This window comes from Pseudomonas sp. BJa3 (assembly GCF_026343815.1).
Lineage (GTDB): Bacteria > Pseudomonadota > Gammaproteobacteria > Pseudomonadales > Pseudomonadaceae > Aquipseudomonas > Aquipseudomonas soli.
This window is the reverse complement of record NZ_JAOXMC010000011.1, coordinates 87,469-110,707: the sequence shown is the minus strand read 5'-3', so window position 1 is coordinate 110,707 and position 23,239 is coordinate 87,469. Positions and strand designations below refer to the sequence as shown.

Genomic DNA, 23,239 nt, shown 5'->3' with positions numbered 1-23,239 from the left:
CTGCTTTTCAAGGAGCCTTGCATGACCCCGCTTCGCCCCCGCCTGCCCTTGGGCCTGCTCGGCCTGGGCCTTGCCCTGCACAGTGGCCATGGCCTTGCCGACGACAGTGTGGCCCTGGCCCCCGTGCGCATTTCGGATGTTCAGGACAGCGGCTACCAGGCACGCGAAGCCCAGGTCGGCGGCCTGCACAGCGCGTCGCTGCTCGACACCCCGGCAGCGGTCAGCGTGTTCAGCCGCCAGCTGCTGGACGACCGCCAGGTGCGCAAGCTAAGCGAGGTGCTGCAGAGCGATGCCTCGGTGGGCGAAAGCTATGCGCCGATCGGCTATTACGAGAACTTCAACGTGCGCGGCTTCGAGCTCAACGCCGCCAGCAGCTACCGGGTCAACGGCCAGACCATCGCCGGCGAGCAGAACGTGGCGCTGGAGAACAAACAGCAGGTGGAGCTGCTCAAGGGACTGTCCGGGTTGCAGAGCGGCGTGTCAGAGCCCGGCGGGCTGGTCAACTACGTGACCAAGCGCCCGGAGGATGTGCGCAGCATGAGCGTGTCGAGCAACGAACAGGGCGAGCGCTACCTGGCCACCGACCTGGGCGGCTGGTTCGGCGCCGAGCGCCAGCTGGGCCTGCGGGCCAACCTCGCCCACGAGGACATTCGCTCCTATGTCGATCATGCCGACGGCAAGCGCGACTTCGCCTCCGTGGCGCTTGACTGGCAGATCAACCCGAATGCCGTCCTGGAGCTGGATGCCGAGTACCAGCACCGCGAGCAGTATTCGGTACCCGGCTATCAACTGCTTGGCGGCAACCAGCTGCCCCATGGCGTCGACCCCAAGGATCACCTGGCCTGGCAGTCCTGGGCCAAGCCCGTGCAGAACGACTCGCTGAACCTGGGCGGGCGCTTCAAATACCAGTTCAACGACAACTGGAACGGTACCCTCAGCGCCTCGCGCAGCAAGGTAGTAATTGATGACTACAGCGCATTCGCCTGGGGTTCGAGCGAAGGGTCCTACTTCGGCAGCAATGGCGACTACGACATCTACGATTTCCGCAGCCCTGACGATACCCGCCGCATCGACGAAGCCCAGGCCATGCTCGACGGGCGCTTCGATGCCTTGGGCGTGAGCCATGAGCTGACCGTCGGCACCAGTGCGCAACGCCGCACGCTCGACCAGCGACCGGGCTACAACGAGTGGCGAGGCACGGGCAACATCCATACCGGTGCGCCAGCGGTGGAGCCGTCGGACAAGCCCATTGGCAGTAGTGAACGCCGCCTGGACAGCCGCCAGTACGGCCTGTTCTTCAGCGACCGCATCACCTTCAACGACAATTGGCAGACCGTGATCGGTGCCCGGGAAGTGCGCCTGGATGAAAAGACCTGGGACCAGAATGGCGTCGCCGGGCGCCACACCCGACAGTACCAACTGCTGCCCAACGCAGCTTTGATCTACAAGCCGCAGCCGGACACCACCTTGTACGCCAGCTATGCGAAAGGCTTGTCCTCGGGTGGCACCGCCCCCTGGTATGCCAGCAACGCGTTCGAAATCCTCGCCCCGACCCTGTCGCGCCAGCTCGAAGTCGGCATCAAGCGTGACTGGCAGGGCATGAGTTTCAGCGCGGCCCTGTTCCAGATCCGCCAGGCGTACCAGTATGCCCGCCCCGACGGAACTCCGGCGCCGACCTACGTGCAGTCGGGCCAGCAGAAAAACACCGGCCTGGAACTCGGCGCCAGCGGCTGGGCAACCTCCAACCTGCAGATCCAGGCCAGCGCCGCAGTGATCCGCGCCCGGGTGCAACACAGCGACACCGCCGCCTACGAAGGCCACCAGGCAATCAACGTGCCGCGCCTGCGCGCCGCGCTGCAGGCCGACTACGCCCTGCCCGTCCCCGGCCTGGCCCTGCTCGGCGGTGCACGCTACAGCGCCAGCAAGTACGCAAGCTCAGCAGGCAATGTCGAAGTCGGCGGCTACACCGTATTCGACATCGGCAGCCGCTATCGCACGAACATCGGCGGCTACGACACCGTGCTGCGCCTGACCGTGGACAACGTCTTGGACAAGCGCTACTGGCGCGACGTGGGCGACTACCTGGGCGACAACTACCTGTTCCAGGGCGCGCCGCGCACGGCACGACTGTCGGCCTCAGTAAGTTTCTAAAGGGGCTGCTTCGCAGCCCATCGCCGGCAAGCCGGCTCCCACAGGAGATCGCATTACCTTGTGGGAGCCGGCTTGCCGGCGATGCGATCGCACAGGTAAAAACAAACCGACAAACAAAAAGCCCCCGAACCTTTCGATTCGGGGGCTTCTCGTAGAATGTGGCGGTGAAGAAGGGATTTGAACCCTTGATACGATTTCTCGTATACACACTTTCCAGGCGTGCTCCTTCGACCACTCGGACACTTCACCGTTTTCTCTTCAAGCTATTCAGCCTGTCGAGGCGCGCTAATTTAGTAGAAGAGCTTTTACTTGGCAAGCATTTTTTCAGAATTTTCATGTGCTTAAGGCAATTGGCCGAAAACTCCGGCCGATCAGGGCAATGCTGCCAATGTGCCCAGCGCTTTTTCCTGCCCGCCAAGCGCTGCCCAGAGGGCGCAAGGCACAGCGGCGCGACACTGACTGATCAGTCAGTCTTGGCACTTTACCTGGCCGGCGCCGCTGGGTAACGTCGTCGCCACGCCATCCAAAGGACTCTGCCATGAGCGAGCTGATTACCTACCACGCCGAAGACGGCATCGCCACCCTGACCCTGAACAACGGTAAGGTTAACGCCATCTCCCCGGATGTCATCAAGGCCTTCAACGCCGCGCTCGATCGCGCCGTCGAGGAACGCGCGGTGGTGATCATCACCGGCCAGCCGGGCATCCTCTCCGGCGGCTACGACCTCAAAGTGATGACCGCCGGCCCCAAGGAGGCCGTTGGCCTGGTAACCGCCGGCTCCACCCTGGCCCGGCGCCTGCTGTCGCACCCCTTCCCGGTGATCGTCGCCTGCCCCGGCAATGCCGTGGCCAAGGGCGCCTTCCTGCTGCTGTCGGGCGACTACCGCATCGGTGTCGAAGGCCCTTACAAGATCTGCCTGAACGAAGTGCAGATCGGCATGACCATGCACCACGCCGGTATCGAGCTGGCCCGTGATCGCCTGGGCCGTGCGGCATTCCAGCGCTCGGTGAACAATGCCGAGGTGTTCGACCCGCAGGGTGCCCGGGAAGCCGGCTTCCTCGACAAGGTGGTGCCCGCCGAGCAGCTGCACGAGACCGCCCTGGCCGCCGCGCGCGAAATGAAGAAGCTGAACATGCTGGCGCACAAGAACACCAAGCTGAAGGTGCGCAAGGCCCTGCTGGAGGCGCTGGACGAGGCGATCCTGGCGGACCAGAACCACCTGGGCTGAGTCCGTCCAGGGATTTTCCTCACAGGACTTCGTGGGAGCGGGATTGCCCGGCGATGCGATCACCCAGGGTGAGGCCATCGCCGGGAAAGCCCGCTCCCGCATGATCTCCAGCGCTCAGCAACGTTTGCCCCCACCAGTGCACACCCGTACACTGCGCCGCGACTGTCCGGTGTGAGTCGTACCATGCTTTATATGCTCCGCATGCTCCTGTTGGCGCTGCACTTTCTGCTCGTGGGTGTCGTCGGCCTGGTGATTGGCCTGCTGCGCCCGTTCAACCCCGACAACAGCCGCCTGTTCGCCCGCCTGTACAGCGTGCCGGCCGCCTGGTTGCTGCGGATCAAGGTCAAGGCCGAGGTCGCCCCGCTGTGGGACCAGCCCCCCGGTTGCGTGATCATCGCCAACCACCAGTCCAACTATGACCTGTTCATCCTCGGCCAGGTGGTGCCCCGGCGTACCGTGGCCATCGGCAAAAAGAGCCTGGGCTGGATCCCGCTGTTCGGGCAGTTGTTCTGGCTGGGCGGCAATGTGCTGATCGACCGCAAGAACGCCTATCAGGCACGCAAGGCCATGCAGACCACCACCCGAACCCTGCGCGACGATACTTCGATCTGGATCTTCCCCGAGGGCACGCGCAACCCCGGCGAACAGTTGCTGGCGTTCAAGAAAGGCGCTTTCCACATGGCGATCGAGGCCGGCGTGCCGATCGTGCCGGTATGCGTCAGCCGCTACACCAGGCGCCTGAGCCTGAACAGCTGGCGCCAGCGCACGGTGATAATTCGCTCGCTGGCCCCCATCGCCACTGCTGGCCTGACCCAACAGGACCTGCCAACGCTGATCGAGCAATGCCGAATCCAGATGCAGCATTGCATCGACCATATGGAAAGCGAGCTTATCGCGCCCTGACCCGCCACCTCTCGCCGGACTTGCTCCGTGCCGCGACACGGCCCAAGCTGTATCGCGTGTTCAATCGAATAAGCGGACAACCATGGGTCGAGTCGTCGCGGCAGCGGTGTACAGCGCCGGCAGGAAGGTCACCAATATCAGCCTCGACGAAGGCGCCGTATGGGCCAGCAAGCCCGGACACTTCGTGTGGATAGGCCTGGAAGAGCCCAATGCCGAGGAATTGGCCAACCTGCAGCGCCAGTTTGGCCTGCACGAACTGGCCATTGAGGATGCCCTGGAGAAACACAGCCGGCCAAAGCTGGAAACCTTCGGCGACGCGCTGTTCATCGTCACTTACTCCCCAGTGCGCCACGAAGGGAAGCTTGAGTTCATCGAGACCCACATTTTCGCCGGCAATGGCTACATCATCACCTGCCGCAACGGCCACTCGAAGTCCTACGCCCTGGTGCGCCAACGCTGCGAGGCGCGGCCGTTGCTGCTCGAGCACGGCGAAGACTTCGTGCTCTACGCTCTGCTGGACTTCGTCACCGAGAACTACCAGCCGGTCAGCGAGGCCATTCACGGTGAAATCGAAGAGCTGGAGCACAGCGTGCTCAGCAATTCACTCAAGGAAGAAGACATTCAGCGCCTGCACAGCCTGCGCCGCGACATCCTGCGCCTGCGCCGCTACGTGGCTCCGATGGTGGAAGTCAGCGAAGAGCTGCAGCGCTTGAGCTTCCCGTTCATCGACAAGAACATGCGCCCGTATTTTCGCGACGTGCAGATCCACGTGACGCGGCAGATGGAAGATTTGGCCGGCATCCGCGACATCGCCAGCCAGACCATCGAGATCGGCATGCTGCTGGAGTCATCACGGCAAAGCATCACCCAGCGCAAGTTCGCGGCCTGGGCGGCGATCCTGGCGTTTCCCACGGCAATTGCCGGGATCTACGGGATGAATTTCCAGAACATGCCTGAGCTGGGCTGGCACTACGGCTACTTTACCGTGCTGGGGGTGATCGGCCTTGGGTGTTCGGGGCTGTACTTCAGTTTCAAGCGGTCGGGCTGGTTGTAACGCCAAGAGCGTGGGAGCGGCGGTTCGCCGCTGCGACTTGGCCCGCGATTACCGGCGAAGCCGGTGCCATCTCCCACGCGACCCCAGTCAACATGGATCTCAGATCACGCGACTACCGGGCTGCTGGACGAAGCGCAGCATCCACTCGCCCACCAGATCCCCCTGGTGCTCGGTGGCAAGGCTGGCCACCGCCTTGGCATAGACTTCGTCGCCCAACGAGGCCTGGCGCGCGTCGAGCAGCGCCCGGGAATAGTCGTGGACGAACTCCGGGTGACCCTGGAAGCACAGCACCTGGTCACGGATATGGTAGGCGGCGTTGGGGCAGAAATCGCTCGAGGCGATCACCGTGGCCCCTTCGGGCAGCTTGGTGACCTGGTCCTGGTGACTGATCAGCAAGGTCAGCTCGGATACCTGCGGGTCCATCCACGGCGCATGGGCCGCCAAGCTGTAGCGGTGGATGCCCACGCCCCAGCCCTTGTCGGCGCGCTCGGCCTTGCCGCCGAGAGTCAACGCCAACAATTGGTGACCGAAACACACCCCCAGCAGCTTCTCGCCCCGCTCATACAACTTGAGCAGGTAGGCCTTGAGCGTCTGGATCCACGGATCGTCGCCGAACGAGTCGGCCTTGCTGCCGGTCACCAGGTAGGCATCGAAGGTTCGCTCGGCCGGCGGATAATCGCCATTCATCACGTTGTACACATCAAACTCGGCGGCGATCGGCTGGCGTGAAAACAGCTGCTCGAACATCCTTCCGTAGCCCTGGTACTGCGCGATCAACTCCGGCCGCAGGACATCGGTTTCAAGGATGCAGATGCGTAACGACATAGCGGTAGTCCTGAACGACATGTGGGTGGGATTTGCTGTAAAGACTGACGTGAAAGGGGCGTACAAGCAAGTAGGATGTCCAGACGAACGGTAGGCCCTGTAACCCTTGGTAACCCTTGCCGCGCACTCGTCTAGCGTCAGCGTGCCAGCGGGGTGGCCAGTGGCCTTAAAGCCATAAGGAAGCGAAATGATTTTTTTTAGAGCAAAGGGTTCTGAAACAGGGATGACGCGGGCCCTAGTGTTGGTTGTATATCCAGAAACACGCGGCAAGCAGTGAGGACGTTCGATCACGCCACTGCGATCGACCCGAAGCCAGACAAGGAAGCCAAGGGTTATTCAGGAATAACAACAAGAAGGCGGTCCGCCATGTTCAGACAATCCAAAGTACGCCAAGCCGGGCTCATACTCTTCGCCACGACCCTGCTGCTGATCCTGCCCAACCTTACCCGGTTGTTCGGTTGACCCAGCACTGGCCTTTTCCAAGCGTGCGTGGGTAACCTGCCGACCTTGAAGGTTGGAGATTTCCCATGCGCCTGTGCCTTACCCTGCTCTGCTTGCTGATTCCCCTGCCAGCGCTGGCCGCGCAACTGACCCTCGATCTGGGTGACGGCAGCCGGCACTGGCAGAGCGAGCAACTGCTCACCCATCCCCTGGCGCGGGACGTCACTATTGAACAGGACGTTGCCTACAAGCGCACCATGCATTACCGCGCCGTACCGCTGGCAGCACTGCTCGAGGGTGTGAAACCGAGCGACCACCTGCAGGCGGTGGCCCTCGACGGTTTCGCTGCAGAAATGCCCGCCGGCCCGCTGTTGCAGCCAGGCCCGGCACAAGCCTGGCTGGCCATCGAGGACAACGCCCGGCCTTGGCCGCCACTCGGCCAGGGCAAGGCGGGAGCCGGGCCGTTCTATCTGGTATGGACCCAGCCCCAGGCGAGCGGCATCCGCCCGGAACAATGGCCGTTCCAGATCGCCAGCATTCGCAGCCTGGCAGCGGTCGAGGTGCGCTTCCCCGCCCTGTTGCCAGACCCAGCGCTGCCTGACGCGGATCCAGTGCGCCAGGGCTTTGCCCTGTTCCAGCAGAATTGCCTGGCCTGCCACCGCCTCAATGGCGCTGGCGATGCGCACCTGGGCCCTGACCTGAACCTGCCGCACAACCCTACCGAATACTTTCAGCCGGCATTCCTGCGCCAATACATTCGCGATCCGCAGAGCCTGAGGCACTGGCCGCAGGCCAAGATGCCCGGGTTCTCCACCCAGGTGCTGAGCGACCAGGAACTCGATGGATTGCTGGCATACCTGAAGCATATGGCCGGGCGCAAACCACGGTAGAACGCACGGGGCCGCGTTACCTAGGCAATCGGCCGTTCCTGCTTGACGCCCCAACCCTCGACCTCGCCGCCATGGGGCGACACGAGCCGTTCGAAGGCCTGCTCGAAAGCGCCGATGCCGCCATGGGTGGCGTACATCACCTTGCTCAGTTCCAGATGCCAGGCACCGTCGTCGCGCTCGCTCACCTGGGCGCTGAGCGACTCGCCACGGAACTGCACGGCCGCCCGGCGCGCGGCGGCCTCGTCGGGAAACACGGCATAGAACTCGATGGGATGAATACGGGTGAAATCGAAACCGCCAGCTTTCATCTGGCGCAGGACACTGCTGCTGATGTCGTCGTATTGGCTGCTCATGAAACGTCCTCCTGCAAAGCAATGGATAGACTTTCAGTGCACAAAGCACCTGCCTGGCAAGCGTGCCATGCCTGGCAATTCGAGCTGATGCAAGACGCGAGTGGAATCGACGCGGACCCGCAGATTTGGCCGGCGCCTGTCTCCAGCGTAGTGCCTGTGCAGGCACTGCGCCAGAGCGTAGCGGCTCAGGGTAGCTGGCGAATGGTGGTGATGGTCACGCCGCTCTGCTCCTTGAGCCAGCGTGCCGTGGGGGAAAAGCTGCGATCCTGGAAGTCATTGAGGTCAAGTTCATCCATTAGCGGGAACAAACGCGAACGGATGGCGCGTGCGGCGTCCTCCTCGCTGGGGCATTGCTCGGCATTGAGCAGCAGTGTCTGCGGCTCGCCCTTCTGGTCGGCAAAGCTGACTTCCCATGCTTTCATCGATCAGCCCTCGCTGGCACAACAGTGAATGGAACTGCGTACTAGCTTGACCATGACACAGCGGCAAATGTTCAGCCGCGTGCATGACAACCACATGAAAAAAGCCCGCCGGTCAACGGCGGGCTTCCTGAGGCCACTAGGCGCTACTACTTCGGCGTGCCGTGGACGACGCCGGCGGTGTTGTCCAGCAGGCTCTTGGTAGCCGTCTGGATGTAGGCCTCGAGCTTCTGGAGCATCTCCGGCTGGTCGGGGCTTTCGATCAGCTCGGCCTTGAACTCCCGGCCCAACTGGTAGCGATACATCCGCGGGGTCATGTCCTTGGACTCGATGAGGATGCGGTCGCCCTGCACCAGGCCAACGATCTGCTCGCTGCCAGACGGCTTGATCATGCCCACGCCCTGGTCGCCCTCAGGCAGGTTGAGCAGATCGCGGCCCCAGCACTGGTGGCGGGCCTGGCCACCGAGACGGCCCATGATGGTCGGCACGATGTCGACCTGGGTACCCACGGTATGGTTGACAGCGCCAAACTTCTCCTGGATACCTGGGGCGATCAGCAGCAGCGGCACGTTGAAGCGGCCAAGGTCCAACTCGGTGACCTGCTGGTGGTTGCCAAAGCCGTGGTCGCCGACGATGACGAACAGCGTGTCCTTGAAATACGGCTCCTTGCGTGCCTTCTCGAAGAACTGGCCCAGCGCCCAGTCGGAGTAGCGCATGGCGGTCAGGTGCTCGTCCAGGCGGCCCTGCCCGGTGACCTTCTCCACCGGCAGGTCCTTGGGCAAGGCATACGGGGTGTGGTTGGAGAGGGTCTGCAGCAGCGCGTAGATCGGCTTCTTGCCGTCATGCTTGGCCAGCTCTTCGTTGCCACGGTCGAACATGTCCTGGTCGGACACGCCCCAGGTCGGGTCGGAGAACACCGGATTGACGAAGTCGTTGCGGCCAATGAAGGTGGTCATGCCCTGGTTGCCGAAGAAACCGGACTGGTTGTCCCAGGCGAAGTCACCGTTGTAGACGTAGACGTCGTCATAGTCGCGGGCGCTGAGCAGCGCTGGCAGGCCGGACAGCTTGTGGCCGCCTTCCGGGGTCTGCATCAGGTATTCGAAGCCCGGCAGGTTGGGGAAGCAGGCCATGGTGGCGAACATGCCCTGGTGGGTATGGGTGCCGTTGGAGAAGAAGCGGTCGAACAGCAAACCCTCCTTGGCCAGCTTGTCGAAGTACGGGGTGATGTTGTTCGGGCTGCCCAGGGCGCCGACCGAGTGAGCGGCGAAGCTTTCCATGAGGATCACCACGACGTTCTTGACCCCCAGCGTGTTCGCCGCAGGCGGCACGAAGTCACGGCGGATCGCGGCCTCGTCGGCATCGACCAGGGTGTCGTTGGCGGTCAGCAGCTGCTCGCGCACGGTCTGTGTGGCCAGCGGCTGGTCCAGCACGGGCTTCCAGATATTGCCGCGGTCTTCGCCAAAGCGGCTCTTTGCGGCATCGATCAGGGTCAGGGTGCCGTTCAGGCCCAACTGGTTGACGAAGTTGGAGTCGGTGGTGAAGGCATCACCCCAGCGCATCGGCGGTCCCTGGCGCAGGGTGCCACGGGCGGCGACCACGGCCACCAGCAGGACCACCATGAACACCGCCAGGCGCCCGTACCAGGGCGCCAGCTTGGCGCTGCCCAAAGCCTGGGCACTGCCGTTGCCGCGGGTCAAGCGATCGATGCCCTTGAACAGCAGGCTCAGCAGCCAGGTGCCGACCAGCCAGGCCAACAGGTAGCGGACCACCGGGAAGCCGTACCAGAGCATGCTCATGACGGTCTTGGGGTCTTCCTTGATGTACTGGAACACCAGGCCGTTCAGGCGCTGGTGGAACTCGCGGTAGAAGTCCATCTCCATCAGGCCGAGGAACATCACCACGCTAGATGCAATGGTCAGCCAGAAGCGGAACAGGCCACGGCGGGCCATCAGCCAGGGGCTGAGCAGCGCCAGCAGCAACGGGATGCTGATGTACACCACCACGCGCAGGTCGAAGCGCAGGCCGTTGAAGAAGCCCTCGGCAACGGTCGAGTATGGCGTGTCGCCGATCATGTCGCTGTTGTAGACCAGCAGCGCCAGGCGCACCAGGCTGAGCATCAGCATGATCACCAGGCCACTGAGCAACGTGTAGGCCAGGTGGGATTTCAGGGTCGGCGAGAACGAGCCTCGCACACCCTGTTGCTTCAAGGCGTCCGTGTTAGCCATGAATGGAGAGGTCCTAGGATTGCGGTTTGCGGGAAGGCGAAAGCGCCAATAGCCTGGTGGTCTGGCCCTTGTGGGCAAGGTGAGACCAAGGCCGCATTGTGCGGCGCGGATTTTCAAAAATCGAGTGTGAAAATTTTGTCGAGAGCAGCCTGTCCTTACAAAGTTACACAGTTGCGAGGTGAGGCCTCAGATCCGCACATTGCCCCGTGGCCCGGCGATCGCCCAGATGATCAGCCCCAGCACCGGCAGCAGCAGGATCAGCAGGATCCAGAGCACCTTGATCCCCACCTCGGCGCCGCTCTTGAGCACATTGAGAATGGCCCAGATGTCCAGGGCCAGGATGATCAAGCCAACCAGGCTGTTGAAGGTGGAACCCATGATGCTGCTCCCGCACGGTGTGTGTGCTGCAGAGCATAGCTGGCTATGGCCCCGATAGAAGGGAATCCTTGGTCGGGAATGCCGGTCAGTGGATAGACTGCTGATATCCACTGCTCTCGAGGTTCGCATGCCCCCTGCCCACACTCAAAGCGCCAGCTCTGACTCCATCCTCAGCGCCTGGCGGCACCAGGCCGTGCAGGCTCCCTGGCTCAGCGCCGGCCTGGTGCTGAGCCTGCTGGCCATCGGCGCATTGCTGCTGGCGAGCATCTGGAACGCGGTCAACGGCGATCATGCCGACCACCTGCACCTGGCACTGCTCGGCGGCCTGTCCGGCTTCGGCGCCACCGCCCTGGGCGCGGTGCTGGCGGTGATCCTGCGCGACGTCAGCGCGCGCACGCAGGACGTCATGCTCGGTTTTGCCGCTGGCATGATGCTCGCCGCCAGTTCGTTCTCGCTGATCCTGCCGGGGCTGGATGCTGCCCGCGAGATCACCGGCAACGGCCCGGCGGCGGCCTTCACCGTGGTGCTGGGCATGGGCCTTGGGGTGCTGCTGATGCTGGGCCTGGACCGCTTCACCCCACATGAGCATGAAAGCACCGGCCCCTGCGGCCCGCAGGCCGAGCGGGTGAGCCGGGTTTGGCTGTTCGTGTTGGCAATCACCCTGCACAACCTGCCCGAGGGCATGGCCATCGGTGTGAGTTTCGCCAACGGCGACATGGCCATCGGCCTGCCGCTGACCAGCGCCATCGCCATCCAGGACATCCCCGAAGGCCTGGCCGTGGCCCTGGCACTGCGCGCCACGGGGCTGTCGAACTTCAAGGCTGCGCTGGTGGCGATTGGCTCCGGGCTGATGGAACCGCTGGGCGCGGTGATCGGCCTGGGCATCTCCACCGGCTTCGCCCTGGCCTACCCGATCAGCATGGGCCTGGCAGCCGGGGCAATGATCTTCGTGGTGTCCCACGAGGTGATCCCGGAAACCCACCGCAATGGGCACCAGACCGCGGCAACACTGGGGTTGATGGGCGGTTTCGCGGTGATGATGTTCCTCGATACCGCGCTGGGTTGACAGGCCGGTCGCGGAGCCCGCTCCCAGGGGCTGCGCGGCGGCTACGGCTCAGATATGCACTGCCACCTTCAGCGCTTCCAGCGCCGGCTCCACCTTGATACCAACGGCCTCGCCCAGCTCCAGCACACGGGCCAGGTCGTGCTGCCCGACCATGATCATCTGCAGCTCATCGTCGAGTAATTGGCTGAAGTTCAGCAGCACGTAGCCACCGGCTTCCTTGTTCAGCGCACCCATCTGCACCTGGATGCGGTTGAGCGCGGTGAGCGCCTCGGTGCGCGCCAGCTGCTTGGGCTTGAGGGTGAAGGGCACGCTCTTGTCGAACGAGTCGCTGATCTGCTGGAACAGGTCCTGGTAGTTGTCGGCCTGGAACAGCACGGTATCGGGCAGGCTGCCGACCACCACCCATTCACCCAGCGGGAAGGGAAAGGTGTCGTCGTAGTTGATGTCCGGATTGGCGGCGAGGAAGGCGGCGGGGTCGGCGTAGGCCTCGGCGGCCTCGGCGGCGATGCGCTCGATATCTTCATCGCGCATGCAGCCGGCGCAGATGAGACTGATGAATTCGAGCAACTGGTCTTTCATGGGGGGCCTGCGGGTTGGCGTGAAAGGCGCCAAGGATAGCCGCAAAAGCCCCCAGGGAGTTAGCCGGCCAATGCTTCGAGACGTGCCGCGCTATCCATCGCCCCCATGGTGCGGGCCGCCATCAGCGCAGTGGCGCCGGCGGCATCGCGGTGCGCGGGGTCGGCACCCTGGGCCAACAGATAGTCGATGATCTCCAGGCGGTTGAACATTGCCGCCAGCATCAATGCGCTACGACCGTCAGCGGCGGCGGCATCCACCGGCACGCCGTGTTCCAGCAGCAGGCGGATCATCGCGAGATCACCCTTGAAGGCGGCGCCGGCTATGGGCAACTGGCCGTTGTCATTGGCGATCAGCGGGTCGGCACCATGGGCCAGCAGCACCTGCACGGCGTCATGGTGACCGTGGTAGCTGGCCAGCATCAGCAAGGTGTCGCCCTTGTGGTTGCGCAGGTTGGCGGGCAGGCCGTTATCGAGCAGGCGGCCGAGCATTGTCGCGTCGCCGCGGCGGGCGCGCTCGAAAACCTCCTCGGCGAAGGCTGCGGCTTCTTCTGTGGTCATGGTGGCGGGCTGGTGATCGAACATCGAGAACCTCCTGGCATCTGGCAATGGGCCCAAGTGTCCATCAGGCAGCAACGACAGGTCCAAGGTTCAGATTCTATCGGCGACAAAGAGCCAGGCTATGACCGTGCAAAATGCACTGTGCAAAATGCACGGGCGTGCAGAATGCAATGCAGGCATCTGCAAAATCAAACATAACATGTTGATTTTAAAAGACTTTATTTTAACAAAAGGCTGGCACGGTCACTGCAATCATCAACTCAAGTCTGCCAGTACAACAGTCAGGAGTTGATATGGACCTCATCCAGCAAAAATTCGCCTCGCTCTTCACCGCCTATCAGGTTGCTACTCAGCCGCGACCCGACGGCGGCGTGTTGCTGACCCTGCGCGCCAGCGATGGCGTGGTGACTCGCCGGGTGCTGTCCTATGCGCAACTGCACAGCGCCGAGCAACTGTCGTGGGCGATCAGCGCCATCCGCCGCGACCTTGCCGAACAAGCGAGCGAGCTGCCGGTGATTTCCATGCTGCAGAGCCAGCAACGCTTCGCCCTGCCGACCTACCGCTAAGCGCGTGGCCTGTTCGCGGGGCGGCTTCTGCTCAACCTTGGACGGTGTGAGCAGAAGCTGCCCCGCGAGTTCATTCAGAGTTCGTCGAAACCTACAAATTGCCGCGCCATGGCATCCCCGGTGAAGCGTGGCTGCACACCCTGCTCGCTGCCGAACAGGCGCAGGGCCAGGCAGAATGGGCTGGCCCCCAGGTCCAGCCAGCGATGCGTGCCGGCCGGCACCAGCAGCACGTCATCCTTCTCGCACAGCACGGCATACACCGCACCGCCCAGGCGCAGGCTGACCTGTGCACGCCCGCTGATCATCGCGAACACTTCATCGCTGTCATGCACATGTTCATCACGCAGGTCGGCCTGGCTCAGGTCGGCGCCATCGCGGCTGACCACGCCAACTACCACGCTGCCGTGCTCGGTCATCAGTTGGTCGAGCGGCCCACGGCACGCCGCGACCACTTCATCCTGGCTGCTGCCCGGGCGCAGGCGCGCGCCGGACTGCCAGCGGCCGAAGCGCACGCCCTGCTCGGCCAGGGTCGCGGCGATGTCGTCGTGGTGGGTCAGCACCTTGTGCGGCAGGTCCGGACTGGACAGGTCGAATACGCTGAGGATGCTCATCAGGGGTGGTTCCTGCTTTCTTTGAGTCGGAAGGCAATGATAACGGCTGCCGCGAGCGCCGCGACGCTAGCCATACCAAAGGTGAAGTGTGGGCCCAGCAGTTTCCAGCTGTAGCCCGAGTACAGTGCGCCCAGGGCACCGCCGGTGCCTGACAGCGCCGCATACAGCGCCTGGCCCTGGCCCTGTTGGCGAGCGCCGAAGCTGGCCTGGACAAAGGCGATGGCCGCGGCATGGAAACAACCGAACGTGGCCGCGTGCAGTACCTGGGCGAACACCAGCACCGCCGGGATATCCGCCAGGTTGCCAAGCAACAACCAGCGCAGCGCCGCCAGCAGGAAGCTGGCCAACAGCACCTTGCGCACCGAGCAGCGGGCGAAGATCCGGCTCATGACCATGAACACCAACACTTCGGCCACCACGCCAAGCGCCCACAGCAAGCCGATGGCACCGCGGCTGTAGCCCAGGTGCTCCAGGTGCAGGGTAAGGAAGGTGTAGTACGGCCCATGGCTGAGCTGCATGAGGGCCACGCACACATAGAAGGCCAGTACCCCAGGCGCCCGCACCTGCCTGAGAAAGCCCCCTGCCCCGCGCTGCTCGGCCTGCTCGACGGGTTGCGCATTGGGCACCCAGAGGCTGGCGACGACGATACCGGCCATGATCGCCACCAGCGCCAGCGGGTAGATGTCCAGGCTCAGCCATTCAAACAGGCGCCCGAGGCCCACAACGGCGAGGATGAAGCCGATCGAGCCCCATAGCCGTACCTGGCTGTAACGCGAGGTCTGGCCATGCAGGTGGGCCAGGGTGATCACTTCGAACTGCGGCAGCACCGCGTGCCAGAAGAAGGCGTGCAACGCCATGACCAGCGCCAGCCAGGCGTAGCTCTTGCCGAAGAAGATCAGCGAGAAGGTCGCCAGGGTCGACAGCGCGCCCAGGCGCACGATCAACAGGCGTTGGCCGCTGCGGTCACCGAGCCAGCCCCACAGGTTGGGAGCAACGCAGCGCATGAGCATGGGGATGGCCACCAGTTCGCCGATGCGCGCCGGGGAGAAGCCCAGGTGGTCGAAGTACAGGGCCAGGAACGGCGCGGTGGAGCCGAGCAGGGCGAAGTAGAAGAGGTAGAAGCTGGAGAGACGCCAGTAGGGGATGGAGGACATCGTTCGGCCCTTGGTGATGACCTGTTCCTGCCCTATCGCCGGCAAGCCGGCTCCCACAGGTCCGCTGCAGGACTCAAGCCTGCGGTATTCATGTGGGAGCCGGCTTGCCGGCGATAGGGCCAGCGCAGGCGGATCAGAGCTGGCCCAGTACCGGGGTGCCCACCCTCACTTCGGCATTCTGCGCCCGGTGGCGCAGCAGGTGATCCATCAAGGCGATGGCCATCATCGCCTCGGCGATCGGCGTGGCGCGGATGCCGACGCAAGGGTCGTGGCGGCCTTTGGTGATCACCTCCACCGGGTTGCCATCGACGTCGATGGAACGGCCCGGGGTGGTGATGCTCGAGGTCGGCTTGAGCGCCAGGTGGGCGACGATCGGCTGGCCCGAGGAAATGCCGCCGAGGATGCCGCCGGCGTTGTTGCTGAGGAAGCCCTCGGGCGTCATCTCGTCACGGTGTTCGGTGCCGCGCTGGGCGACACTGGCGAAACCGGCGCCGATCTCCACGCCCTTGACCGCGTTGATGCTCATCAAGGCATGGGCCAACTCGGCGTCGAGGCGGTCGAAGATTGGCTCGCCCAGGCCCGGCATCACGCCTTCGGCGACCACGGTGATCTTCGCCCCCACCGAATCCTGGTCGCGGCGCAGCTGGTCCATGTAGGCCTCGAGCTCCGGCACCTTGTCCGGGTCGGGGCTGAAGAAGGCGTTTTGCTCCACCGACTCCCAGGTCTTGAACGGGATCTCGATCGGCCCGAGCTGGCTCATGTAGCCGCGCACGCGGATGCCCTGGGTGGCCAGGTACTTCTTGGCGATGGCGCCGGCCGCCACGCGCATGGCGGTTTCGCGCGCCGAGCTGCGGCCACCGCCACGGTAGTCGCGGGTGCCGTACTTGTGGTGGTAGGTGTAATCGGCGTGGGCCGGGCGGAACAGGTCCTTGATCGCCGAATAGTCCTTGGACTTCTGGTCGGTGTTGCGAATCAGCAGGCCGATCGAGCAACCGGTGGTACGGCCTTCGAACACGCCGGAGAGGATCTCCACTTCGTCCGGCTCCTGGCGCTGGGTGGTGTGCCGGCTGGTGCCGGGCTTGCGCCGGTCGAGGTCGTGCTGCAGGTCGGCAAGGGAGATTTCCAGGCCAGGCGGGCAGCCGTCGACAATGGCGACCAACGCCGGGCCATGGCTTTCGCCAGCGGTGGTGACAGTGAACAGCTTGCCGTAGGTATTGCCGGACATGGACGCTCCGCGAATCAGCCTGAAGTGAACGAAAGCGGCAGTATACGGAAAACCGCGTGGCTGTGGTTGCCCCGCGATGGGGCCCGCGAACCTTCAGGATGACCCACGGTCGAATCAGCAACGTCCCACGTAGTACCCCGCCCATGAAGTCGCGCCTCGCCGCCCTGCTCCTGCTGTTCTGCACCTGCCTCGCCCAGGCCGCCCCCACCGTGCTGCAACGCCCCATCGATCTGGACACCGGCCAGGGCGTGCTGCATGGCAGCCTGCTGTTGCCGCAGCAGGCCACGCCGCCCCCGGTGGTGCTGATCATCGCCGGCTCCGGCCCTACCGACCGCGATGGCAACAACCCTGCCGCCGGGCGCATCGACAACCTCAAGCGCCTGGCCCTGCTGCTAGCCGGCGAACACATTGCCAGCGTGCGCTTCGACAAGCGCGGCGTGGCCGCCAGCCAGCCGGCCACCCCCGACGAACGTGACCTCAGCGTCGAGCGCTATGTCGCCGACGTGGTGGCCTGGGGTCGCGCACTCAGGCAGGACCCACGCTTCGGCCCGCTGATCCTGGTCGGCCACAGTGAAGGCGCGCTGATCGCCAGCCTCGCCGCGGAGCAGGCCGGCGCCAGCGCGGTGATCACCCTGGCCGGCAGCGGTCGGCCGGTGGCTGAAGTGCTGCGCGAGCAGCTGGCCCAGCGCCTGCCGCCGGCGCAATTGCCCGCTGGCGTGGCGCTGATCGACCGGCTGCAGGCCGGGCAGACCAGCCTCGACGTGCCCGCGCCGCTGCGCCAGGTGTTCCGCCCCAGCGTGCAGCCGTACTTGATCACCTTGCTGCATCAGGACCCGGCGGCGGCCTTCGCCCGCCTCAAGGTGCCCGCGCTGATCGTCCAGGGGCGTAACGACATCCAAGTAGAGGTAGCCGATGCCGAGCGCCTCAAGGCAGCCAAACCCGACGCGCAACTGGCGCTGATCGACGGCATGAACCATGTGCTGCGCATCAGTCCCCGGGGCATGAGCCAGCAGCGTGACAGCTACCGCAACCCCGAGCTGCCGCTGGCGCGTGAGCTGGGGGAGCGCATCGTTCTGTTCATCCGTGGGTTGCCACAGGCCTGATACCTGTCCTCAGGTATTGACCAGGCCTGCCGATAACGCGGCTGAGAAGGCAGTGATTCGGGGCCCACGCGCCCTGATCGCGGGCAAGCCCATACCTACAAGGGCCTTGTAGGTACCGGCACCCGGCCGCCGTGCACCTGAGGAATCCCTGATGACCGATGCCCCCGCCGCCGAGGCGACCGAAGAACAAGCGCCGGAAAGCGCCCCGCTGCCCTGGGCGGACCTTGCTGCCGAGCACTTCCAACTGCTACGCCTGGCCCCGCTGCCAACTGACCGCAACATCGGCGCGCGTCCGCTGCGCTTCGTTCAGTTCGGCTACGCCGAGCGCCACGACAAGGCCCATAGCCTGTTGCGCATGGAAATCCGCCTGCCTGGGCAGAAGGTGCGCAAGGAACAGAACCATCTGGACATCCGCGTCGACCACGAAACGCGCACGGTGCGCATCGGCGACCCGGCCGGCCTGCAGCTCGAACCGCTCAACCGCGGCCTGGGCCGCTACTTGCTGGCGCAGGCGGTGCAATGGCTGCAGCAGCGCTGCTCGCACTATCGGGTCGAGGGCATGAGCTTGCCCAACAAGGACGCGCTGAACGAAGACACTCGCCTGCGCCGCGACCACGTGCTGCGCGGCGTCGGCCTGGAGGTGGAATACACCGACGGACAACTGCTCAAGGGGCGCCTGGTGGAAACGCCGGTGGGCCAGCTCAAGAGTGGCTGGAACACCGAGAAGGTGCAGCGCGTGGACAACCTCGAGGCCGCCGGGATGTTGCAGCAGGCCGAGCAGAACCTGATGGAGAAGGAAGCGCAGCTGCGCGAGCGTGACGAACGGGTGGCCAAGTACCGCCGCGAAGACAGCGGCCTGCGCTTTACCATCACCTGCCTGGTGGCCTTCGCGGTGTTCCAGGCCGGGTTGCTGATCTGGATCGCCACCCGCTGATATCGCCATCGCGGGGCAAGCCCGCTCCCACGGAGATTGCATTCATCCTGTGGGAACGGGCGCGCAGTCAGACCCGCGCCTTGAACAACTCCTGATGCTGCCGGCACTGTTCGGCCGTCAGCATGAACACGCCGTGCCCACCGCGCTCGAACTCCAGCCAGACGAAGTCCACCTCGGGGTAGAGCGACTCGACGTGCACCTGGCTGTTGCCCACTTCCACGATCATCAGGCCTTTGTCGGTCAGATGGTCGGCCGCCTCGGCCAGCATGCGCCGCACCAGGTCCAGGCCATCGTTGCCACAGGCCAGGCCCAATTCGGGTTCATGGTGGTATTCGGCCGGCATGTCGCCGAAGTCTTCGGCATCAACGTACGGTGGGTTGGACAGGATCAGGTCGAAGCGCTGCCCCGGCAGCCCGGCGAAGCCATCGCCCTGCACGGTGTACACACGCTCCTCAAGGCCATGGCGCTCAATGTTCTGGTTAGCCACCGCCAATGCGTCGAAGGACAGGTCGGCCAGCACCACTTCGGCGTCCTGGAACACATCGGCGGCAACGATGCCGATGCAGCCGGAACCGGTGCACAGGTCGAGAATGCGCGCAGGCTCGGCGGCCAGCCAGGGCTCGAAGCGCTTTTCGATCAACTCGCCGATGGGCGAGCGCGGCACCAGCACGCGCTCGTCGACAATGAACGACATGCCGCAGAACCAGGCCTCGCCCAGCAGGTAGGCGGTCGGTACCCGCTCGTCGATACGGCGTTTGAGCAAGTGCTGTAGACGTACCCGCTCGTCATCCTCGAGTGCGCAGTCCAGATAGCTGTCGGCCACCTCCCAGGGCAGGTGCACCGCACCGAGCACCAGCAGGCGGGCTTCGTCCCAGGCATTGTCGGCGCCATGGCCGAAGAACAGGTCATGCTCATGGAAGCGGCTGACCGCCCAGCGGATGTGGTCGCGCAGGGTGCGCAGGCGGGATGTGATCACGGGGTACTCCTTTTCTGACAGGACGAAAGTCTAACAGCCCACACCACACAAATGTTCGCTCCTATGGCCGAATGGATAGCCACAAGCCAGTAACCACGCCGCCTGCGCTGTCAACCATTCACATTGGTGCCAAGGCAAGGGAGAATAGGTACACAAAAGCCCTACCCAAGGAGCCCTTGATGTCCGTTCCAACCACGATGTTCCGCCTCACTGGCCGCGACTACCCGCCGGCCAAGCTGAGCCAAGCCAGCCTGATCGTCATCGATGCGCAGAAGGAGTACCTGAGCGGTCCGCTGGCGCTGTCGGGCATGGACGAGGCCGTGGCGAACATTGCCAGGTTGCTCGACGCCGCCCGCAAGGCCGGTCGCCCGATCATCCATGTCCGCCACCTCGGTACCGTTGGCGGCCGTTTCGATCCGCAGGGCCCGGCGGGCGAGTTCATTCCCGGGCTGGAGCCGCGCGAAGGTGAGGTGGTGATCGAGAAACGCATGCCCAACGCCTTCAAGAACACCAAGCTGCACGAGACCCTGCAGGCCTTCGGCCCGCTGGACCTGATCGTCTGCGGTTTCATGAGCCACTCCAGCGTCAGCACCACGGTGCGTCGCGCCAAGGACTATGGTTATCGCTGCACCCTGGTCGAAGATGCCTCTGCGACCCGTGACCTGGCCCTGAAGGACACCGTGATCCCCGCCGCGCAGATCCACCAGTGCGAGATGGCCGTGATGGCCGACAATTTCGCCTGCGTCGCGCCCACTACCAGCCTGGTCTGAACCACGACCGCCCGGCGGACGGGCGGAACCTCAAGATGACCCGCAGGTCGAAATCCGGATCAGCACCACCCGATCCTGAGGAATTCGAATGAAGCTCAAAGGCAGTTTCGATGCCAAGCGCCTGCGCCAGCGTGAGCCGAGCAACTGGGGCGCGCGCATCGCCGCAGCACTCTCGGTACTGCTGGCCACCTTGGGCATCCTGCTGGCCATGGCCGGCTTCGCCGGTTTGCTGGGCAACTACGCCGCCCTGGCCGAACTCAATGCCAACCGTCCATTGTCGGCAACACTGACCGTCGTCGGGCTGGCGCTGCTGTACTTCGGCGTGCGCCTGTGGCGGCGCAGCCGTATCCGCCTGCGCCGCGGGCGCGAGCTGAACCTGTCGCCGCACCTGATGAAGAAACACGACTGACGCGCCGAGAGCGGGGCCAGGCTTGCCCCGCGATGACAGTCGCGTAAACTACGCCGCCCACGTGGAGGCACCATGCAAGACGACGACTTTTCCCTCTTCCGCAGCCAAGTGCAGGGCGTCAAGCCGATCAAGCACGATCGCGCCGAAGTCGGCAAACCCAAGGCCGACCGCAAGCAACTGGCAGGCCTGCGCCAGGCGGCGACCATCCGCAGCGACCAGACGCTGGTGATCGACGGCCTGTCCGACCAGTTCGTCATCGACGTCGGCGCCGAGGATGAGCTGATGTGGCGGCGTGACGGCGTGCAGGAAAGCCAGCTACGCAAGCTCAAGCTCGGCCAGATCGCCTTCGAGGGCAGCCTCGACCTGCACGGCATGAGCGTCGAGAAGGCCCGCGAGACGCTGTGGGCCTTCATCGCCGAAGCGACCAAGCTGGAAGTGCGCTGCGTGCGGGTCACCCACGGCAAGGCCGCGCGCCTGGACGGCAAGCGTCCGATGATCAAGAGCCACGTCAACACCTGGCTGCGCCAGCACCCGCAGGTGCTCGGTTTCACCTCTTGTCAGGCTCGCCACGGCGGCACCGGCGCGGTCTACGTGATGCTCAAGCGAACCATGCTCGAAGGGCGCGACGAGTGACATCGCGCTTGCAGCGCCGCCGTCGCCGCCGTACCCTTCGCCTTTGCGAAATTTTCCACAGGTAGATCCATGTCCCTGGAACAGAACTACACCGCGATCCTCAGCCAGATCGGCGAGGATGTCTCCCGCGAAGGCCTGCTCGACACGCCCAAGCGGGCTGCGAAGGCCATGAAATACCTTTGCCGCGGTTATGAGCAAACCCTGGAAGAAGTGACCAACGGCGCGTTGTTCACCTCCGACAACAGCGAAATGGTGCTGGTCCGGGATATCGAGCTGTATTCGATGTGCGAACACCACATGCTGCCGTTCATCGGCAAGGCCCATGTGGCCTACCTGCCCAAGGGCAAGGTGCTGGGCCTTTCGAAGGTGGCGCGGATCGTCGACATGTACGCCCGCCGCCTGCAGATCCAGGAAAACCTTAGCCGCCAGATCGCCGAGGCCGTGCAGCAGGTGACCGGCGCCGCAGGCGTGGCGGTGGTGATCGAGGCCAAGCACATGTGCATGATGATGCGCGGTGTCGAAAAGCAGAACTCGACCATGCTCACCTCGGTGATGCTCGGCGAGTTCCGCGAGAACGCCGCCACCCGCAGCGAGTTCCTCAGCCTGATCAAGTGATCGGCCTGTGTTCCGAGCCGACCCCCTGGGGTCGGCTTTTTCATTTCAGGAGTTGCCCATGATCGTCAAAGCCCTGCGGGTCGGCCTCGGCCAGCTTATCGTGTTCGGCGACTGGATCAGCCGCCCGGCAAAAAAGAAGCGCGATGCCGCGGCCCAGGCCCAGGTCGAACAGCAGGCCAAGGGCCTGGTGCTGTACCAGTTCCACGCCTGCCCCTTCTGCGTGAAGACTCGTCGCACCCTGCACCGCCTCAATGTCCCGGTGGCACTGCGCGATGCGAAGAACGACGCGCAGCATCGTCAGGCGCTGCTGGAAGGCGGTGGCCGGGTGAAAGTGCCGTGCCTGCGGATCGAGGAACAAGGCGAGGTGACCTGGATGTACGAGTCCAAGGACATCATTGCTTACCTGGACAAGCGTTTCGCCGCGGTCTGACAAATCACCATCGCGGGGCCAGCCTGCTCCCAGGGGTGCTGGCTGGCGTGGGAGCGGGCTTGCCCCGCGATGGGGCCGGTCAATCCACCATCGGCACATGCCGAGGATGACTGGCCACCCGCGCCAACCAGGCCTGCACCGCCGGGTAAGGCGCCAGGTCGAAACCGCCCTGATGCGCCACATGGGTATAGGCGTACAACGCCACGTCGGCGATCGAGTACTGCTCGCCGACCAGGTAAGGCGTCATTTCCAGCTGCCTGTTCATTACCTTGAGCGCCTTGTAGCCGCCCTTGTGCAGCCCCCTGTACTCCTCCAGCCGCTCTTGCGGCAGCCCCAGGTAGAACTGGATGAACCGCGCCACGGCGATGTAGGGCTCATGGCTGTACTGTTCGAAGAACTGCCATTGCAGCACCTGGGTGCGCAGCCGCGGCGCGCTGGGCAGGAACTCGCTGCCATCGGCCAGGTAGTTGAGAATCGCGTTGGACTCCCACAGGCAGGTGCCGTCCTCGAGCTTGAGCACCGGCACCTTGCCGTTGGGGTTCATGGCCAGGAACTCGGGCGTTTCCGTCTCACCCTTGAGAATATCCACCGGGTGCCACTCATACGGGCGGTCGAGCAGGCTGAGCATCAGCTTGACCTTGTAGCAGTTGCCCGACTGGTAATCCCCATACACCTTGTACATCGCCCCTCCCCTCTCACGCAGTTGCGTAGTAATGGCCCATAGTTGGCGACTGTACGGCTAAA

Annotated in this window: 26 protein-coding genes and 1 tRNA gene; 14 read left to right on the top strand and 13 right to left on the bottom strand. The window is 64.2% G+C overall.

The annotated features are described in order from the left end of the window. The first annotated feature begins 21 nt into the window (after window positions 1–21). A complete protein-coding gene (locus OH705_RS15625; RefSeq protein ID WP_267302496.1) occupies window positions 22–2,151 on the top strand; it encodes a TonB-dependent siderophore receptor in 2,130 nt (709 codons plus the stop codon). A gap of 159 nt (window positions 2,152–2,310) precedes the next feature. Here OH705_RS15625 and OH705_RS15620 read toward each other — a convergent pair. Further along, window positions 2,311–2,400, bottom strand: a tRNA-Ser gene (locus tag OH705_RS15620). Window positions 2,401–2,689: 289 nt separating this feature from the next. Here OH705_RS15620 and OH705_RS15615 point away from each other — a divergent pair. The 3 genes from OH705_RS15615 (at window position 2,690) to OH705_RS15605 (ending at window position 5,336) form a co-directional block, all read left to right on the top strand. Beyond that, window positions 2,690–3,379 carry a crotonase/enoyl-CoA hydratase family protein gene (locus OH705_RS15615; RefSeq protein ID WP_038705649.1) on the top strand — a complete coding sequence of 230 codons (690 nt, stop codon included), beginning with the start codon at window positions 2,690–2,692 and terminating at the stop codon, window positions 3,377–3,379. Window positions 3,380–3,562: 183 nt separating this feature from the next. Beyond that, window positions 3,563–4,282: a lysophospholipid acyltransferase family protein gene (locus OH705_RS15610; protein ID WP_267302495.1), complete on the top strand. Its 720-nt coding sequence runs from the start codon at window positions 3,563–3,565 to the stop codon at window positions 4,280–4,282. 82 nt (window positions 4,283–4,364) lie between these two features. After that, complete coding sequence (locus tag OH705_RS15605) at window positions 4,365–5,336, top strand: magnesium and cobalt transport protein CorA (protein ID WP_023629727.1); 972 nt, start codon at window positions 4,365–4,367, stop codon at window positions 5,334–5,336. 99 nt (window positions 5,337–5,435) lie between these two features. Here the strand turns inward: OH705_RS15605 and OH705_RS15600 are convergent, their stop codons facing one another. After that, window positions 5,436–6,161: an amidotransferase gene (locus OH705_RS15600; RefSeq protein WP_094010677.1), complete on the bottom strand. Its 726-nt coding sequence runs from the start codon at window positions 6,159–6,161 to the stop codon at window positions 5,436–5,438. Between the two features lie 527 nt (window positions 6,162–6,688). On the opposite strand from OH705_RS15600, the gene OH705_RS15595 reads away from it, so the two are divergent. Further along, window positions 6,689–7,492, top strand: a complete 804-nt coding sequence (locus OH705_RS15595) for a c-type cytochrome (RefSeq protein WP_104444268.1) — start codon at window positions 6,689–6,691, stop codon at window positions 7,490–7,492. A gap of 20 nt (window positions 7,493–7,512) precedes the next feature. Here OH705_RS15595 and OH705_RS15590 read toward each other — a convergent pair whose 3' ends face one another. From OH705_RS15590 to OH705_RS15575, 4 genes are all read right to left on the bottom strand, one after another. Then, window positions 7,513–7,845: a ribonuclease E inhibitor RraB gene (locus tag OH705_RS15590; protein WP_038705647.1), complete on the bottom strand. Its 333-nt coding sequence runs from the start codon at window positions 7,843–7,845 to the stop codon at window positions 7,513–7,515. Window positions 7,846–8,030: 185 nt separating this feature from the next. After that, window positions 8,031–8,267 (bottom strand): hypothetical protein, encoded by a 237-nt coding sequence (locus OH705_RS15585; RefSeq protein WP_023629732.1) that lies wholly within the window; start codon window positions 8,265–8,267, stop codon window positions 8,031–8,033. A 146-nt stretch (window positions 8,268–8,413) separates the two neighbouring features. After that, window positions 8,414–10,489 carry an LTA synthase family protein gene (locus OH705_RS15580; protein ID WP_267302494.1) on the bottom strand — a complete coding sequence of 692 codons (2,076 nt, stop codon included), beginning with the start codon at window positions 10,487–10,489 and terminating at the stop codon, window positions 8,414–8,416. Between the two features lie 186 nt (window positions 10,490–10,675). Continuing rightward, window positions 10,676–10,867: a PLDc N-terminal domain-containing protein gene (locus OH705_RS15575; RefSeq protein WP_023629733.1), complete on the bottom strand. Its 192-nt coding sequence runs from the start codon at window positions 10,865–10,867 to the stop codon at window positions 10,676–10,678. A 127-nt stretch (window positions 10,868–10,994) separates the two neighbouring features. Between OH705_RS15575 and OH705_RS15570 the strand changes: the two genes are divergently transcribed. After that, entirely contained in the window at window positions 10,995–11,933 is a 939-nt protein-coding gene (locus tag OH705_RS15570; protein WP_094010680.1) for a ZIP family metal transporter, read from the top strand. A gap of 48 nt (window positions 11,934–11,981) precedes the next feature. Here OH705_RS15570 and OH705_RS15565 read toward each other — a convergent pair whose 3' ends face one another. Continuing rightward, entirely contained in the window at window positions 11,982–12,512 is a 531-nt protein-coding gene (locus tag OH705_RS15565) for a hypothetical protein (RefSeq protein WP_267302493.1), read from the bottom strand. Between the two features lie 59 nt (window positions 12,513–12,571). Continuing rightward, window positions 12,572–13,093, bottom strand: a complete 522-nt coding sequence (locus OH705_RS15560) for an ankyrin repeat domain-containing protein (RefSeq protein WP_023632147.1) — start codon at window positions 13,091–13,093, stop codon at window positions 12,572–12,574. Between the two features lie 269 nt (window positions 13,094–13,362). Here OH705_RS15560 and OH705_RS15555 point away from each other — a divergent pair, with 269 nt between their 5' ends. Beyond that, complete coding sequence (locus OH705_RS15555; RefSeq protein ID WP_023632146.1) at window positions 13,363–13,635, top strand: DUF3509 domain-containing protein; 273 nt, start codon at window positions 13,363–13,365, stop codon at window positions 13,633–13,635. Between the two features lie 74 nt (window positions 13,636–13,709). On the opposite strand, the gene OH705_RS15550 is transcribed toward OH705_RS15555, so the two are convergent. From OH705_RS15550 to aroC, 3 genes are all read right to left on the bottom strand, one after another. Continuing rightward, the gene (locus tag OH705_RS15550) at window positions 13,710–14,246 is read right to left on the bottom strand and encodes an oxidase (protein ID WP_104444269.1); all 537 of its coding nucleotides are present in this window, start codon (window positions 14,244–14,246) and stop codon (window positions 13,710–13,712) included. Further along, window positions 14,246–15,400, bottom strand: a complete 1,155-nt coding sequence (locus tag OH705_RS15545) for an MFS transporter (RefSeq protein ID WP_094010683.1) — start codon at window positions 15,398–15,400, stop codon at window positions 14,246–14,248. Before OH705_RS15545 ends, OH705_RS15550 begins: the two co-directional genes overlap by 1 nt. Window positions 15,401–15,533: 133 nt before the next feature. After that, on the bottom strand, window positions 15,534–16,625 hold the full coding sequence (gene aroC / locus OH705_RS15540) for a chorismate synthase (protein WP_110604947.1): 1,092 nt from the start codon (window positions 16,623–16,625) through the stop codon (window positions 15,534–15,536). A 143-nt stretch (window positions 16,626–16,768) separates the two neighbouring features. On the opposite strand from aroC, the gene OH705_RS15535 reads away from it, so the two are divergent. Both OH705_RS15535 and OH705_RS15530 read left to right on the top strand, forming a co-directional pair. Then, window positions 16,769–17,728 carry an alpha/beta hydrolase gene (locus OH705_RS15535; RefSeq protein ID WP_267302491.1) on the top strand — a complete coding sequence of 320 codons (960 nt, stop codon included), beginning with the start codon at window positions 16,769–16,771 and terminating at the stop codon, window positions 17,726–17,728. A gap of 151 nt (window positions 17,729–17,879) precedes the next feature. After that, window positions 17,880–18,662, top strand: a complete 783-nt coding sequence (locus tag OH705_RS15530) for a hypothetical protein (protein WP_267302490.1) — start codon at window positions 17,880–17,882, stop codon at window positions 18,660–18,662. A 67-nt stretch (window positions 18,663–18,729) separates the two neighbouring features. Here the strand turns inward: OH705_RS15530 and prmB are convergent, their stop codons facing one another. Next, window positions 18,730–19,638, bottom strand: coding sequence for a 50S ribosomal protein L3 N(5)-glutamine methyltransferase (prmB, locus tag OH705_RS15525; RefSeq protein WP_023631550.1), 909 nt, complete (start codon window positions 19,636–19,638; stop codon window positions 18,730–18,732). Between the two features lie 179 nt (window positions 19,639–19,817). Here prmB and OH705_RS15520 point away from each other — a divergent pair, with 179 nt between their 5' ends. From OH705_RS15520 to OH705_RS15500, 5 genes are all read left to right on the top strand, one after another. After that, entirely contained in the window at window positions 19,818–20,408 is a 591-nt protein-coding gene (locus tag OH705_RS15520; RefSeq protein ID WP_031315653.1) for a cysteine hydrolase family protein, read from the top strand. Window positions 20,409–20,496: 88 nt separating this feature from the next. Next, on the top strand, window positions 20,497–20,817 hold the full coding sequence (locus OH705_RS15515) for a hypothetical protein (protein WP_023631548.1): 321 nt from the start codon (window positions 20,497–20,499) through the stop codon (window positions 20,815–20,817). 72 nt (window positions 20,818–20,889) lie between these two features. Next, entirely contained in the window at window positions 20,890–21,450 is a 561-nt protein-coding gene (locus OH705_RS15510; protein WP_094010688.1) for a Smr/MutS family protein, read from the top strand. Between the two features lie 69 nt (window positions 21,451–21,519). Further along, on the top strand, window positions 21,520–22,065 hold the full coding sequence (gene folE / locus OH705_RS15505) for a GTP cyclohydrolase I FolE (RefSeq protein WP_023631546.1): 546 nt from the start codon (window positions 21,520–21,522) through the stop codon (window positions 22,063–22,065). Window positions 22,066–22,123: 58 nt separating this feature from the next. After that, window positions 22,124–22,495 carry a glutaredoxin family protein gene (locus OH705_RS15500; protein ID WP_023631545.1) on the top strand — a complete coding sequence of 124 codons (372 nt, stop codon included), beginning with the start codon at window positions 22,124–22,126 and terminating at the stop codon, window positions 22,493–22,495. Window positions 22,496–22,574: 79 nt separating this feature from the next. On the opposite strand, the gene OH705_RS15495 is transcribed toward OH705_RS15500, so the two are convergent. Beyond that, window positions 22,575–23,177: a glutathione S-transferase family protein gene (locus OH705_RS15495; protein WP_094010689.1), complete on the bottom strand. Its 603-nt coding sequence runs from the start codon at window positions 23,175–23,177 to the stop codon at window positions 22,575–22,577. Window positions 23,178–23,239: the final 62 nt, after the last annotated feature.